This is a genomic window from Bradyrhizobium sp. SEMIA (genome assembly GCF_014844175.1).
Lineage (GTDB): Bacteria > Pseudomonadota > Alphaproteobacteria > Rhizobiales > Xanthobacteraceae > Bradyrhizobium > Bradyrhizobium arachidis.
Genome location: NZ_CP046601.1, coordinates 4,883,364 through 4,898,633, shown reverse-complemented (window position 1 = coordinate 4,898,633; position 15,270 = coordinate 4,883,364). Strand labels below are relative to the sequence as shown.

Sequence of the window (15,270 nt, the reverse complement as noted above, 5' to 3'; positions counted from 1 at the left end):
TCTCTACTCAGGGCGCCGGATCAGGCAGTCTTGGTGTAGACCTTGGCAAAATTGTCCTGAGCGGACTTCGCACCGTTGGCGGCGAGCTTGCCGAGATAGTCGGCGGTCGCCTTGGCGCGCGAAACGAACACTTCGCCGCGGGCGCGGAGCAGGCTTGACTGGATCTCGACGGCTTCGCTGACCGACTTGGCCGACGCGAGCTTGTCGATGCCCGAGAAGAACGCCTCGGCGTCCTCGTAGATCGCCTGCTGGATGTTGCGGCTGATCTTGCCGGCTTCAGTGACGGACTCGGTCACCGCGTTCTCGACGGCGGCGGTCACGCGCTCGGAGCCAGCGAACACCTCGGCAGCACGGTCCTTGGCGGTGTTGGCAGTCTTCTTGACGAATTCGCGGGCGGCCTCGGGAACTTCCAGATTCTGGATGTTCTTGAAAGCGTCCTTGAAGCCCTCGAAAGCAGTGTTGGTTTCAGTGGTCATGGGGTTCTCTCCATCCTCATTGGGTTGAGCTATGGGCTCACCCCGTCCGCATTGGCCCGGGGCACGGCTTATATGGCATAGTTAATTGTGCGGTGCAATATTCTTATTGCACTGCGATATCACGAGATCGTGAACAGCCTTAACGGGAGGCAATCTGCTGCCTTCGTGGCCCCTACCTACTGTGCATGGGGTTGAATTCCACTTTTTGTTTGCTGGACGGCGCCCTAATGCTGGACCGCGCCCGGCAACCCGTAGGCCTCCATCTGGGCCTGCACCTGCGCGATGTTGTGGCCGAGCACGACGATGTCGTGGGTCTTGCCATCGACGTCCCGGACATGATCGCGCAGCAGCGCCTCGGCCTTGAAGCCGAGGCTCTCGAACAGCGCGATCGCCGCCTGCTGGTCCACCGTCATCTGCACCGAGAGCTTTTCGAGGCCCGCGCCCAGCGCGAGCGCAAAGGTCTCCTGCGATACCGCCTTTCCCACCCCCTTCCCGCGCACATCGGGCGAGACCACCATGCGGATCTCTCCGACATGCGGCGACCAGGAGTGGGGATCGCGCACCAAGGTGCCGCAGCCAACCACCCTGCCGTCCTTGACGGCGAGCAGGCTCTGAATCGCGCCGCGCTCGATCTCCTTGACCCAGGCCGACAGCACCTTTGGCTCGCTGATATTGCGCGGCAGGAACAACAAATCATGGGTCGGCAGGCCCTTGCCGAAGGCCAGCACCGCGGCCTCGTCCGCGGGCGACATCAGGCGGATCTCGATGTCGCCGGCGTCGGTCTTGACGTGACGCGGATAGGAACGCTGCTCGCTCATGTCGATCTCTTCCCCAGCCAGGAGTCCAGTTTCGGCCACAGCCGCTTCACCGCGTTGGCGCCCGCAACGAGCGAGACGTGACCGCCCTTCAGCATCACCTCTTCCTTGTCCGCCGAGCCGATCTTGGCGATCAGGTGCTTTGCGGCGTCATAAGGCACGATGTGATCGTGCTCGGCGACCGCATGCAGGATCGGCACCTTGATGTCCTCGAGCTTCGCCGCACGGCCGCCCACCGACATGGTGTCGTTGAACAGCTTGTTGTCCCACATCAGATCCTTGGTGATGGTGCGGAAATATTCGCCCGCCAGCGGCAGCGTGTCGGTCGCCCAGCGGTCGAACATCCGATAGGACTTCACGAACTCGTCGTTCCAGATGTTTTCCCAGAGCTGGATCTGGCTCACCGTGCGCGAGGCCGGACGCAGCATCTCGAACGAGGACAGGATCATCTCCGGCGGCACGTTGCCGACGCTGTCGACGAGGCGGTCGACGTCGAAATAGCGACGGTCGGAGAAGTTCGAGAACAGCTTCATCTCGCGGAAGTCGATCGGCGTGGTGAAGCAGATCAAATTCTTCATCGGCCCGTCCGGGAAAATCGAGCCGTAAAGCAGCGACAGCACGCCGCCGAAACAATAGCCGACGACGGAGACATCTTGCTCGCCGGAATCGGCTTGCACGCGGCGCACGCAATCCGGGATGAAGTCGAGGACATAGTCCTCCATGCGCAGGTTCTTCTCCTCTGGGCGCGGCGCGCTCCAGTCGAGCATGTAGACGTCGTAGCCGCGCTTCAGCAGGAACTCGATGAAGCTCTGGCCGGGTACGAGGTCGAGAATGTAGCCGCGGTTGGTGGTCGCCATCACGATCAGCACCGGCACGCGGTAGATCTCGTCCGACATCGGCCGGTAGTGATAGAGACTCATCGTGCCGCGCGAATGCAGCACGTCCTTCGGCGTGGAGCCGAGCGTGGGACCGGAGGTGGAGAAATATTCGACGCCCTTGATGCTGCGCATGATGGCGCGCTGCACTTCGGACTGGATGCGCTCCGGGATGGCTGCAAAATCACGTCCCGTTGGCGCGTTCATTCTTGCTCTCCGCCTTCGGACGGCGGCCGTTTCGTGCGCGGCGGCCGCGGCGCAGCGCCAATCTGCTCCGCGCCCGAACTGGCCGACATCTGGCTCAGCATCGACTTGATCTCACCGAGCTGGCCCTCGATCGACTGAAGCCGCTCGGCGATACCGGTCATCTGCTCGCGGCTCGGCAGGTTCATGGAGAGCAGGTATTTCTCCATGAGATCGCCGAATTGCTTCTGAGCACCTGCAGCAACGCCGCCAGCGCGGTTCATGGCCTGCGAGAATTCGGGCGTCTCCATGGCCTTGGTCGCGAAGGAGTTGAAACCCTTCTCCATCTCGCCAACCATCTGCTGCCACAAGGCAACCGGATCGGTGATCTTGTCGGTCATCAGCGTCCTCCCAATGTGGAGGGCTTTGCACCCTTCTTGTCTCGCCATACCACACCGTTGCGCGATGCCGGTCAACCGGCAAGCCACGGGCGCGGTGTCGCGCACGCGGCTTCATCATGGAACGAAACCGTGCGATACAGCATCGATCAGCAGGAGGGACCGCGCCCGTGACCACCCATCAGCCGCCCCAGACCGTCCGCGCCAACGGCATCGACATCTGCTACGAGATTTTTGGCAACGACAATGCCGAGCCGCTGCTGCTGATCATGGGGCTCGGGGCGCAGATGATCCATTGGGACGATGGGTTCTGCGAGCAACTTGCCGCACGCGGCTTTCGTGTGATCCGCTTCGACAATCGCGACATCGGCAAGTCGAGTCATCTCACCGGCGGCAAGCGCCTGACGCCGCTCGAGCTGCTGAAGCTGCGCTTCCTCAGGATTCCCGTCGCCGCGCCCTACAAGCTGATCGACATGGCCAGGGACACGATCGGGCTGATGGACGCGCTCGGCATCAAGTCGGCGCATCTGGTCGGCGCATCCATGGGCGGCATGATCGCGCAGGAGGTGACGCTGTCGTTTCCCGAGCGCGTGCGCTCGCTGACCTCGATCATGTCGACCACCGGCAATCCACGCATCCCGCCGCCGACGCGCGAAGCCGCGGCGATGCTGATGGCGCCGCCGCCACAGAGCAAGGAAAAGTTCATCGTCCGCTTCGGCCAGACCTGGAAAGTGCTGCGCGCCGGGTCGTTTCCGGAAGAGGAAGCTCTCGACCCCGGCCGCGCCGAGCGCGTGTTCGCGCGCGGCCTCAATCCGGCCGGCGTCGGCCGACAGCTCCGCGCCGTGCTTGCCTCCGGCAGCCGCAAGGAGCGCCTGCATGGCGTCAAGACACCGACGCTGGTGATCCACGGCACGGTCGATCCGCTGGTGCGGCCCGAAGGCGGCAAGGACACGGCAGCGTCCATTCCCGGCGCCAAGCTGCTGATGATCGAGGGCATGGGTCACGCTTTGCCGATGCGCTTCTGGCCGGAGATCATCGCCGCCATCGACAAGCACGCGCATGGCGCGGCGGCGAAGGCGGCGTAGACCGGCAGGTCTCCTCACGGTGACCATGTGAGCTTCCGGTTACTCTCTTAACGCAAGCCGGCGCGAAAGCTATACAGGCCTCCCTCAGTCGCAAGATAAAGGGGCTGCGGCCTCTCGGAGTTCACATGCATCCCATCGTCCGGCCCGTCGCAATGATTGCGGCCTCCATTCTCACGTTGTCCTTCGCTGGCGGCGCTGCGATTGCCGGCAGCCCGCAGGAAGAAGCCAATCGCGCCGCCGTGCTTGCCTTCTACGAAAAGGGCCTCAACCAGAAGGACGTCGATGCCGCCCTTGCCTATGTCGGCGACCGCTATGTGCAGCACAATCCCAATGCGGCCGATGGTCCGGAAGGGTTCCGGAAATTCATCGGTTTCCTCCGTGAAAAGTTTCCGAACTCGCACAGCGAGATCAAGCGCAGCTTCGTGGATGGCGACTACGTCATCCTGCACGTTCACTCCGTTCGCGAGCCCGGCACCAGGGGCCGCGCGATCGTGGACATCTTCAAGCTGGAGAACGGCAAGATCGTCGAGCACTGGGACGTCGTCCAGGAGATTCCCGAGACCCCGGCGAACGGCAACACGATGTTCTAGCGGAGACGCGTAGTCCGGATGGTCGCCTAACCCTTCCGCGCCATCCAGATCACATGGCGCGCGCCACCGCCTCTGCCGGTCGCGCGGACGTTGACTTCGTTGACCTCGAAACCGCCGCTGCGAACGCGCTTGGTGAATGCGGGGTTGGGTCCCGACGACCAGACCGCGAGCACACCGCCGGGCCGCAGCGCCGTCTTTGCAGCTTTAAGCCCGCTCGCACTATACAGCGCGTCATTGCCTTTCCGGGTCAGCCCTTCCGGCCCGTTGTCGACATCGAGCAGAATGGCATCGAAGGCCGAGCTCTTCGCCCGGATGATCTCGCCGACGTCGATCTCGCGGATGCTGACGCGTGGATCATCGAGGCTGTCACCAAAAACCTCCGCCATCGGCCCTCGCGCCCAGGCAACGACCGACGGCACGAGCTCGGAGACGACGATCTTCGCCTTGGCGCCGAACACGGCGAGCGCCGCGCGCAGCGTAAAACCCATGCCGAGACCGCCGATCAGGACGACAGGCTTGGCAACCTTCTCGATTCTCTTCGCCGCGAGCGTCGCGAGCGCGGCCTCGGAACCCGACAGGCGGCTGTTCATCAGCTCGTTGGTGCCGAGCTTGATGGAGAACTCCTTGCCCCGGCGCATCAGGCGTAGCTCTTCGTCGGAGCCGGGGATTTTGGCTGTGTCGAGTTTTTCCCAGGGAATCATGAGGGAGCTTTAGCACGATCGGGCGAACAATCACCCGCCCGCCCAGACGTCCAGCACATACCGGTTCTTCGTGCCCATGTCCTCGATCCAGCGTGCGCCAGTGGCGGCATCGCTGCCGGTCTTCTCGCGATGGATCGCGACCAGCTCGGCCTTCACGTCGGGCTCCATCTTGCCGCCATCGCCGCAGACATAGATGATCGCACCCTGCTCGATCAGCGGCCAGACCTTGTCCTTTTGGGCGGCGAGCACGTGCTGCACATAGGTCTTCGGTCCATCCGCGCGCGAGAACGCCGTGAACAGCTCGGTGATGCCGCCGGCCGCCAGCGCCTTCAGCTCCTCCGCATAGAGAAAATCCTGGTCGGGATGGCGGCAGCCGAAGAACAGCATGGCTGGGCCGAGGGTGGCCCCTTTCGCCTTGCGCGCGGCGCGCTCCTGCAGAAAGCCGCGGAACGGCGCGAGGCCCGTGCCCGGGCCGATCATGATGATCGGCACGGATGGGTCATCCGGCAAACGGAAGCCGGCCTTGGTTTCGCGCACGGTGGCGTAGATCGTATCGCCCGTGCGCCGGTTGGCGAGATAGTTCGAGCAGATGCCTTTGTAGACGCCGCGCCCGGAGGCCGCCGGCCCTTCGACCACGCCGACGGTGACGCTGCATCGCGCCGGATCGACTGACGGCGAGGACGAGATCGAGTAATAGCGCGGCGCCAGCAGCGAGAGCATTTCCAGGTAAACGTGGAACGGCAATTCGCAGGCGGGATATTCCAGCAGCAGGTCGAACACCGATTTGCGCCTGGACAGGATCTCGGTGCGGTAACGCTCTAGCGTATCAGCCTCCTCGCCGACGAAGGCCAGCAGCTTCGGCTTTGTGACGGGGCAGCGGGTGTGATCCGCCATGATCTGGATTTGCTTGCGCGTTGCGACCTGTTGCAGCTCGACGAACTCGCTGAGCAGGCGGCCGACCGATACGGCATCGCCCACCGGCAATTGTGCGCGGCGGCCTTCTGCGACCTGAAGCCTGATCTGGTCGGCCGGCAGGAAGCCGAAGCGGCGGGCAACTGAATCCACCAGCGTCGGATCGTTGCGAGGGACCACACTCAAATGATCGCCGACGCGATAGCTGATGTTGGACGGCAGCTGCACCTCGATATGGCGCGTCGAGCGCTCCGAGGGATTGGACCCGACCTTGTTCTGGAGCTCGCCATTGACCAGCACCTTCATCGCCACCGCGCCACCCTGAGCGACGATGGTGTTGACGGCGGTCACCGCCACCGGCTCGATCGCATAGAGCGGATCGTCTTCCGCGGTGCGGGTGAAATTCCAGTCGATGCCGAATTCCTTGGTCGCGACCTGCGCGGCCGCCGGGAACCATTTCTGGAACTGGCCGTCGAGGTCGCTGCGCGCATCGCCCTCGCCGCGCGGATAGACCGCGCGCGCACCATGCCCCGACAATTTCTCGTCGATGAAGCGCGGCACCGATTGATAGGTCGCGGCCCAATCGCTGTTACCGCAGCCGAACACGGCGTAGCGCACATTGGCGAAGGCATCCTTCGGCAGGTCCTCGCCGAGCCATTTGACGAACTGCGTCGCGTTGTCAGGCGGGGCGCCGTTATACGAGGCGCAGATGATCAGCACGCCGCCCTCCTGCGGCAGCTTGCCGACATAGTCGTCCAGCGCTCCGAGATGCACGGCAAAGCCGTTGATCTCGGCAAGATCCGCCATGCGGGTGGCAAGCTCCTCGGCGGTGCCGAGATTGGAGCCGTACAGCACCAGCATCGGCGTGTTGTGGCCGGGGCGCGTGGTCGGCTGGCGCTGCGCCTTCGGCGCCGAGGATGCAGCCGCGATCGGCCCGCCATAGGCGCCGCGCTCGCGGTCGGCCCGCGGCCGCACCTTGATCTTGAAGCCTTCCGGCTTCATCGTCAGGGTTTCCTTCAGATGCATCTGGTAGCGCTGGTGATCGATCAGCTTGAAGCGCTGCAGGATCATGCCGAGTGCGAGTGCGGCCTCGTGCATGGCAAAGCCACGGCCGATGCAGGCGCGCTGACCGTTGCCGAACGGCTTCCAGGCATTGACTGGCCGTTTCGCCTCGGCCTCGCGGCTGAAATTCTCGGGATCGAAGGCATCCGGATTCGGCCCCCAGACAGAGGGATCGCGATGCAGCGCCGTCACCAGGATGGTGATGAAGGTGCCTTTCCTGAGCTTGTACTTGCCGCCGCCGATGGTCTCGTCCGCGAGCGGCGAGATGCCGTAGGCGGGCGCCGGCGGCCACAGCCGCAGCGCCTCCTTCAGGATCTGCGTGATGTAGGTGAGCTGCGTCACCTGCTGATAGGTCGGCTTCGCGTTGACATCAGGGCCGAAGACGCGGTCGACCTCGTCATAGGCCTTCTTGAGAATGTCCGGATGCTTGAGCAGCGCATAGAGCGTGTAGGACAACAGGCCGCTGGTGGTCTCATGCCCCGCGATCAGGAAGGTGTTGATCTGGTAGCGGATATTGACGTCGTCGAGCTGCTCGCCGGTGGAGCGATCGACGCCGGTCATCATCGCGGCGAGCATGTCCTTCTTGTCGTCGATCCCTTCCGCGCTCTTGCGGCGCTCGGCGATGATCTCGTCGACCATCTTGTTCATGAAGGCGACGTCTTCGGCGAGCGTCTTGCGCCGCTTTTGCATCCAAAACTGCTCGAACGGCAGGCCGCGCGTCATCATGATGGTTTCGAGCGAGCGCACCAGCGACTCGACGAAGGGATGGTAGTCTCGGCGGTAGAACGAGTTGAAGCGGTAGTCGAAGCCGCACAGGCCGATCGTATCAAGCGTCAGCGCGGTCATGTCGTGGACGACGTCGATCTCGTCGTCGGCGTTGAGCCGCTCCCATTTCTGCACGAGCTGCTCGGCGATATCGACCATGCTCGGGTGATAGGACTGCATGGCGCGGTTGCCGAACGGCTGCAGCAGAATGTTGTGCGCCTTGCTCCAGTTCGGCTCGCGGGTGTCGGCCGTGAACAGGCCGTCGCCGCCGACCGCGCGCACACGCCGCAGCGCACCGCGCACCGTCTTGTCGAAACGCTTCTCGTCGGAGAGCTCGTCAACGAGATCGTGGCCGGAGACGACGACGATCGGCGCGCCCATCATGTCGAGCCAGAAGATCGGACCCAGGTCCTTGGCCAGCCGCGTCAGGTGCTGCACGGGGGCAGCGGAATCCAGCGACAGCATGTTGCCGACCACCGGCTTGGTCGGCGGCTGCGGAATCGGGTTCAGTCGGTTCTTGGATGACATGAAAAGTGCTTCCCCCTGATCGCGTCATTCCGGGGCTCGCGAAGCGAGAACCCGGAATCTCGAGGTTCCGGGTCTGGTCCTTCGGACCATCCCGGAACGACGTCTAAATCTCACATCGACGACCGCGTCATCACCCAAACCGCCTTGTACGCCATTCGATCAGCTTGGCACTGACCTCTTCCGGCTTCTCCTGCTGCGTCCAATGGCCGCTGTCCTTCACCAAATACTTCTCGAGGTCGGCGATCAGCTTCTCCATGCCGTCGGCCGCTGACGGCGGCAGCACCGCATCGTTCTCGGCCATGATCATCAGCGACGGCACGTGGATGTGATGATCCAGCCCCTTCGACCGCTCCCAATTGCGGGTGAAATTGCGATACCAGTTGATGCCGCCGGTGAAGCCGGTTTTCGTGAAGGTGTCGACGAACACCTTCTTCTCCTCAGCCGACAGGATCGGCGTGCGCGGATCATGTCTGGCGTCGTAATTCGCGATCATCTGTGGGAACGCCAGGTTGATGCGGGGCGAAGCACCAATGCCGGCAATCGGCTGTTCCTCGGGCGCACCCGGAGGGCGGGCGGCCGGCTTGCGCATGAAGGCGTCGAAGGTCTCTTCGACGCGGCTGCCGAAGATCTTGTCCGGCCCACGCGCGGGGTCCTGGAACTGGACGATATACATGTGCTCGCCGAAGCGCTGGCGGAACAGCGCGATCGGATCGATCGGCGCGCGGTCCCAATGCGGGGTGTTGACGCCGACGACGCCGGCGACGCGCGTGGGATGCCGCAGCGGCATCTGCCAGACGACGAAGCCGCCCCAGTCGTGACCGACGAAGATCGCCTTGTCGATGCCGAGATGATCGAGCAGCCCGACGAGATCGCCGGTCAAATGCTCCATATCGTAAGCCTCGACCGGCTCCGGCCGGTCGGTCGCGCCATAGCCGCGCTGATCGGGTGCGATCACGCGGATGCCGGCCTCGCTCAGCGCCTTGATCTGGTAACGCCAGGAGAAGGCGAGCTCGGGCCAGCCGTGGCACAGCACGATTGGCGGGGTGTCCGTGACCGGACCCGCCTCGTAATAACCCATGCGGATTCCGTTCGACTGCGCGAACTGGAGCGGCGGCATCTCAATCATGATACGCTTCCTGATCAACTCGCTATTCGGCCGCGCCCTTGACGTCGGCCGCAGGCGGCGCATAGGCCGCCTCCAGCGCGGCAAACTCCTCCGGCAGCATGTCGCACATCACCTGCACATGCGGGATGATGTTGGCGCCGACGATGAAGCCGAAATCGAGCTGGTCGCGATAGCTCTGCACGGTGATGTTGAGCGCCTGCCCGTGCGTCGAGATCGACACCGGGAAGATGTGCAGCAGCTCGGCACCCGCCGCATACAGCGTCTGCCGCGGCCCGGGCACGTTGGACACCGTGATGTTGGCCGCCGGGGGCAGCACGTCCGACAAATTGGAGCGGCTATACAGCAGCGCCAGGATCTGCACCATGATCGGCGCGCCCAGCATCGAGATGTTGGAGACCTGCGGCATCAAGGCGCGCAGCGGATGCGACATCTCCTTGGACTTGGTCGACTGCGCGATGATCGCCTCCAGCCGCGCCTTGGGATCGTCGATGTTGGTCGCGATCGCGCAGATCATGCCGAACACCTGGTTGTTGGCCTCGGTGTTGCCCTCCTCGCGCAGCGAGATCGGCACCGCCGCCGTCAAGGATTTTGCCGGCAGCGTGCCATATTGCTGGAGGTAGCGGCGGACCACGCCGGAGGCCAGCGCCAGCACGACGTCGTTGAGCTTGCCGCCGGCCTGCTTGGCCAGCGCCTTCGCCCGCGACAGCGAGATCGAGACGCCGGCGAAGCTCCGCTCGGACGAGATGGTCTTGTTGAGCATGGTCGGCGGCGACACCATGCTGGCGAGGCTCTCGCGCGATTTGGGATCGGAGACCTTGCCAAGCACCTCGGAGACGCTCTTGACCATGGTCGGGATGTTGCCGGCAAAGCGCACCGCGCTCTCGATCTGGTACATCGCGTTGTCGAACAGGATCGAGCCGATGTCGCTCTTGCCGGTGCGCGGCAGTTGCAGGTTCTTCGCCGCGGCCGAAGCATCGAGTGGCTGGCTGAACAGCTGCTGATAGGAATCGAGCAGGTTCGCGGCGATGTCGCGCGGCTCCTGTCCGGGCTTCGACCCGCCGGTCGGCGGATCCACCTGTCGCGGGATCGGCGAAATGTCGTAGATCATGTTGGTCAGCGCCGCACCGGCGCCGCCGTCGATGGCGGCGTGGTGCATCTTGGAATAGAGCCCGACCTCGTTGTCCTTCATGCCTTCGAACACGTAGAACTCCCAGAGCGGGCGGGCGCGGTTCAACAGCTTGGCGTGCATCCAGCCGACGATGCGTTCGAGCGTGGCGCGGTCGCGCGGCTGCGGCAGGCTGGCGCGGAAGATGTGGCGGTCGATGTCGAACTGGTCGTCCTCGACCCAGGAGGGATGGTCGATGTCGAGCGGGGCCTTCTCCAGCCGCGCCTTCAGGATCGGCGCGATGTGCAGGCGCGAGACGATCATCGCCTTGAAGTCTTCGAAGAAGTCGCCCTTGTAATCGTCTGGCAGGCGAAAGATCGCCATGCTGCCGACGTGCATCGGCATCTCAGGCGTTTCCAGATAGAGAAACGACGCGTCCAGCGACGACAGCTTCTTACCGTCAGCCATAGTTCCCTCCACTCATATTCGACGGGCGCCTTTGCCGGCGCTTCTCGTCAGGCCGATACTGCCCGCTCCGGCGGGGCATATGCAATGGCAAAGGGCCCTGCCCGGTCAAATGGCCAGAACTCTCCCTCCGGTTGCGCCAGCCGGTCCGCCACGGCCCACAGCGCGGCGGGGTTCACCCCGAGCCCGATGTGGCTCGCCAGGTGGACTTCGATGTTCTCGGCGCGGTCTGAGGGGCGGAGCAGGCAGGTCCGCCAGTTCACGACGCCGTCGGCACGCGAATAGATCGACGTCGCCGGCACCGGCAGATCGCCCGCGATGGCCGCGCGCGCTTCGGCAAAATCCTCGACCCGATCGCCGGACAGCGCCTCGTAGAGCCGCGTGGCGTTGGTCGCGCGTACGTCGTTGGCAAACGGGCTGCCGAGCGTGATCACGTAGCGGACCTTGTCGGGCGCCCAGAGCGCGAGATCGCGGGCATAGACGCCGCCGAGGCTCCATCCGACCAGGCTGACCTTGCGCCCCGTCGCAGCATGGATCTCGGCCAGGCGGGCGCGCAGCGACTCCCGCATCCGTTCGAGACCGCCGAGGTTGCGGCCCATCCGCCAAGCATGTGCCTCATAGCCGAGCTCGCTGAGATAGCGCCGCATCGGGTACCATCGAGAGATCGCTGGCGAGAAAGCTCGGCAACGCCAGCACCGGATGGCCGTCGCCCCTGGGCGCGCGCATCAGCACGGGCGACAGCAACAGGCTCGCATTCAATTCGAACAGCCCGCGGGCTTCGGCGAGCAGCAGGCCGAGTGCCGGCGGACGAAGCCGGTCCGTCTCCGGCGGCGCGTCCCGCCCGGGCGCCACTATTTCTTCTTGTCGCCGCTGCGCGGGCCGCCGAGGCCGGCCATCGCGACGAACATGTCCTGAAACCGCTCGGCGATCTTTGGATCGAAGGTGAACCAGCTCTGCACCAGCGATTCCGGCGAGATCTTCTCGATGTTGCTCAGGACCTGCTGCTGCAGCTTGTCCATCACCGCCGTTTGCATCGGCGCCACGTCGGGCAATCCGAAGAACTGGCGGGCCTCAAGGGGGGTGCAGTCGATTTCGATGTTAACCTTCATGTCCCCTCCGGATCAGATTCGAGCGGCCTGCCAGAGTATCGCCGCGACACGGTGTGCAACGCAAGCGACCTGAGACGGGCGGCCGGGCGCGGGCCTGCGCAATCGGCAGGTATGGTCAATCAGATCGCTTCGCCACAAGGGCGCTCGCCGGGCGCCGGCATGGGCGTTACCGACCGGTCTTCCCGGGACGTCACGGGTCCAAAGTCGAATATCGTCCGCTGCCCGTTCGCCCCAAAATTACCGGTCAGCATTGCTGCACAGCGGTGCAACTTGGCGCGTTCCTTGCTGGAATGCCGCTTGCACGGGTCGAGAACTCTGGGCAACATGGATAAGTCAGCCCCGCCGAACAATCAAAAATCACCGGCGCGGGCGAGTGGAGAGGGTCAAGAATGTCAGTCGGACGAAGTCTGTTTGCGGCGACGCTCGCCGGTGCGCTTGCGTTGGCGGTCTCGCCGGCGTCGAGCCAGACGCTGCGCTATGCCAACCAGGGTGAGCTCAAGTCGCTCGACCCCTACACGCTGAACGAGTCAACCACTCATGCGCATCTCGGCCATGTGTACGAGGGTCTCGTTACACGCGACAAGGACCTGAAGATCATCCCGGCGCTCGCCGAAAGCTGGGAGACGCCGGAGCCGACCCGCTGGCGCTTTCATCTGCGCAAGGGCGTGAAATTCCACAATGGCGACCCCTTCACCGCGGATGACGTGGTGTTCTCGGCCGAGCGCGTGCGGGCCAAAGGCTCGAACCTGCTGAGCCGAATTCCGGCCGACGCCAAGGTCGTCAAGATCGACGATTACACCGTCGATTTCATCCTCACCGCGCCCAATCCCATCCTGACGGCGCTGTGGGCGACCTGGTACATCATGGACAAGAAATGGGCAGAGGCGAACGATGCGGTGGCACCGACGCCAGCCGCCGCCACGACCCCGAGCTATGCTTCGCTCCATGAAAACGGCACCGGCCCCTTCATGATCGAGAGCCATCAGCCGGGCGTGAAGACCGTCTTCAAGGCCAATCCGAACTGGTGGCGCAAGCCGGAACATAATCTGAAGGAGATCATCTTCACGCCGATCGCTTCGGAGGCCACGCGCGTCGCGGCCCTGCTGTCGGGCGAGGTGGACGTGATCGAACCGGTTCCGGTCCAGGACATCCAGCGCGTCAATTCGAGCCCGAACGCCACCGTGCTGACGGGCCCTGAACTGCGCACCATCTTCGTCGGCATGGATCAGTCCCGCGACGAACTGCTGTACTCGAACATCAAGGGCAAGAACCCGTTCAAGGACATCCGCGTCCGTGAAGCCGTCTACAAGACGATCGACGTCGACCTGATCAAGAACCGCGTCATGCGCGGCCTCTCGACGCCGTCCGCGTTGATGATCGCACCGGAGCTTTATCCGCTGTCGAAGGACTTCACCCGGCCGAAGCCCGATCCCGAAGCCGCCAAGAAGCTCCTCGCGGAAGCCGGCTATGCCGACGGCTTCGAGGTGACGATGGACTGCCCGAACGATCGCTACGTCAACGACGCCGCGATCTGCCAGGCCATCGTCGGCATGCTCGCCCGTATCAACATCAAGGTGAACCTGCTGGCGCAGCCCAAGGCGCAATACTTCGCCAAGGTGCTGAAGCCCGGCGGCTACAAGACCTCGCTGTTCATGTTGGGCTGGACTCCCGATACGCTGGACTCCCACAACGTGATGCACGACATCATGGGCTGCCGCGAAGATCCCAAGGATCCCAACCGCGGCGAAGCCAATCTCGGCGGATACTGCAACAAGCAGTTCGACGAGCTCGCCGACAAGGTTCTCCTCGAGGCGGATGTGGCCAAGCGCGATCTGTTGATCAAGCAGGCCTACGAGCTTGCAATCAAGGACTACGCCTACGTTCCGCTGCACCAGCAGGCGCTCGCCTGGGGCGTGTCGAAGAAGGTGAAACTGACCCAGCGCGCCGACAACCAGGTCCTGCTCTATTGGGCGACCAAACAGGACGAGTAGGTTGTTGAGAAGTTGTGAAGTCCCGGAAGCGCTGGCTTCCGGGACTTGTTGTTTAGGGCTAACGCGATGATGCGTGCCACTGAAGAGATGTGAAAGGAACAGATGCTCGCTTTCACACTGCGCCGGGCAATCCAGGCCATCGGCGTCATGCTCGCCGTCGGTATCATCGCGTTCTCGATGTTCCGCTTCGCCGGCGATCCCGTGAACCAGATGGTCGGGATGGATACCTCCGGCGCCGAACGCGCCGCGATCCGCAAGTCGCTCGGGCTCGACGATCCCGTACTCGTGCAGTTCGGCCGCTATATCGGCAATGCCGCGCAATTCAAGTTCGGCGTGTCCTACCAGTTCCGACTGCCCGTCACCAATCTGCTGGTTGAGCGGATGCCGGCGACGCTCGAGCTGGCCATCGTTGCCACCATCTTCGCCATGGTCAGCGGCATCCTGATGGGCGTCTATTCCGCGCTGCGCCGCGACAGCTGGCTCGCGCACGTCTTCCAGGCCGTTTCGCTGATCGGCATCTCGCTGCCGACCTTCCTGATCGGCATCCTCCTGATCTACCTGTTCTCGGTGACGCTCGGCTGGCTGCCGTCCTTCGGCCGCGGCGAGGTCGTGCGTATCGGCTGGTGGACCACGGGCCTGCTGACGCTGTCGGGATTGAAGGCGTTGATCATGCCTGCGATCACGCTCGGCCTGTTCCAGATGACGCTGATCATGCGCCTCGTTCGCGCCGAGATGCTGGAGGTCATGCGGACCGACTACATCCGCTTCGCCCGCGCCCGTGGCCTAACCACCCGCGCGATCCATTTCGGTCACGCCCTGCGCAACACCCTGGTTCCCGTGATTACCGTCGCCGGCCTGCAATTTGGCTCGGTAATTGCATTCGCGATCATCACCGAAACCGTGTTTCAGTGGCCAGGCATGGGCCTCCTGTTCGTGCAGGCCGTTCAGAACGTCGATATCCCGATCATGGCGGCCTATCTGATGATGGTGTCCCTGATCTTCGTCACCATCAATCTCGTGGTTGATATCCTCTACACCATCGTCGATCCGCGGCTGCGCTCGACGGTCAGCCGGGCACATTAGA

General features: G+C 63.8%; 13 protein-coding genes and 1 pseudogene. 4 read left to right on the top strand and 10 right to left on the bottom strand.

The window, feature by feature from the left end:
- Positions 1-20 precede the first annotated feature (20 nt).
- From FOM02_RS23975 to FOM02_RS23960, 4 genes are all read right to left on the bottom strand, one after another.
- A complete protein-coding gene (locus tag FOM02_RS23975) occupies positions 21-476 on the bottom strand; it encodes a phasin (RefSeq protein WP_027558579.1) in 456 nt (151 codons plus the stop codon).
- Positions 477-700: 224 nt separating this feature from the next.
- Positions 701-1,294: a GNAT family N-acetyltransferase gene (locus FOM02_RS23970; protein ID WP_027558578.1), complete on the bottom strand. Its 594-nt coding sequence runs from the start codon at positions 1,292-1,294 to the stop codon at positions 701-703.
- Positions 1,291-2,373: a PHA/PHB synthase family protein gene (locus tag FOM02_RS23965; RefSeq protein WP_265440055.1), complete on the bottom strand. Its 1,083-nt coding sequence runs from the start codon at positions 2,371-2,373 to the stop codon at positions 1,291-1,293. Before FOM02_RS23965 ends, FOM02_RS23970 begins: the two co-directional genes overlap by 4 nt.
- The gene (locus tag FOM02_RS23960) at positions 2,370-2,750 is read right to left on the bottom strand and encodes a hypothetical protein (protein WP_027558576.1); all 381 of its coding nucleotides are present in this window, start codon (positions 2,748-2,750) and stop codon (positions 2,370-2,372) included. The genes FOM02_RS23965 and FOM02_RS23960 overlap by 4 nt, the downstream gene beginning before the upstream one ends.
- Before the next feature lie 167 nt (positions 2,751-2,917).
- On the opposite strand from FOM02_RS23960, the gene FOM02_RS23955 reads away from it, so the two are divergent.
- The gene (locus FOM02_RS23955) at positions 2,918-3,832 is read left to right on the top strand and encodes an alpha/beta fold hydrolase (RefSeq protein ID WP_265440054.1); all 915 of its coding nucleotides are present in this window, start codon (positions 2,918-2,920) and stop codon (positions 3,830-3,832) included.
- 125 nt (positions 3,833-3,957) lie between these two features.
- Positions 3,958-4,422, top strand: coding sequence for a nuclear transport factor 2 family protein (locus FOM02_RS23950; protein WP_027558574.1), 465 nt, complete (start codon positions 3,958-3,960; stop codon positions 4,420-4,422).
- A 26-nt stretch (positions 4,423-4,448) separates the two neighbouring features.
- Here FOM02_RS23950 and FOM02_RS23945 read toward each other — a convergent pair whose 3' ends face one another.
- From FOM02_RS23945 to FOM02_RS23920, 6 genes and pseudogenes are all read right to left on the bottom strand, one after another.
- A complete protein-coding gene (locus FOM02_RS23945) occupies positions 4,449-5,123 on the bottom strand; it encodes a spermidine synthase (protein WP_027558573.1) in 675 nt (224 codons plus the stop codon).
- A gap of 30 nt (positions 5,124-5,153) precedes the next feature.
- On the bottom strand, positions 5,154-8,390 hold the full coding sequence (locus FOM02_RS23940) for a bifunctional cytochrome P450/NADPH--P450 reductase (RefSeq protein ID WP_027558572.1): 3,237 nt from the start codon (positions 8,388-8,390) through the stop codon (positions 5,154-5,156).
- Positions 8,391-8,520: 130 nt separating this feature from the next.
- The gene (locus FOM02_RS23935; RefSeq protein ID WP_027558571.1) at positions 8,521-9,516 is read right to left on the bottom strand and encodes an alpha/beta fold hydrolase; all 996 of its coding nucleotides are present in this window, start codon (positions 9,514-9,516) and stop codon (positions 8,521-8,523) included.
- Between the two features lie 22 nt (positions 9,517-9,538).
- Positions 9,539-11,089, bottom strand: a complete 1,551-nt coding sequence (locus tag FOM02_RS23930; RefSeq protein WP_027558570.1) for a WS/DGAT/MGAT family O-acyltransferase — start codon at positions 11,087-11,089, stop codon at positions 9,539-9,541.
- A 47-nt stretch (positions 11,090-11,136) separates the two neighbouring features.
- Positions 11,137-11,938 (bottom strand): annotated as a pseudogene (locus FOM02_RS23925) (esterase/lipase family protein).
- Positions 11,938-12,195 (bottom strand): DUF6489 family protein, encoded by a 258-nt coding sequence (locus tag FOM02_RS23920; RefSeq protein ID WP_027558568.1) that lies wholly within the window; start codon positions 12,193-12,195, stop codon positions 11,938-11,940. Before FOM02_RS23920 ends, FOM02_RS23925 begins: the two are co-directional and overlap by 1 nt.
- 389 nt (positions 12,196-12,584) lie before the next feature.
- Between FOM02_RS23920 and FOM02_RS23915 the strand changes: the two genes are divergently transcribed.
- Together FOM02_RS23915 and FOM02_RS23910 are read left to right on the top strand one after the other, a co-directional pair.
- Complete coding sequence (locus FOM02_RS23915; protein WP_027558567.1) at positions 12,585-14,186, top strand: ABC transporter substrate-binding protein; 1,602 nt, start codon at positions 12,585-12,587, stop codon at positions 14,184-14,186.
- 102 nt (positions 14,187-14,288) lie between these two features.
- On the top strand, positions 14,289-15,269 hold the full coding sequence (locus tag FOM02_RS23910; protein WP_027558566.1) for an ABC transporter permease: 981 nt from the start codon (positions 14,289-14,291) through the stop codon (positions 15,267-15,269).
- Position 15,270: the final 1 nt, after the last annotated feature.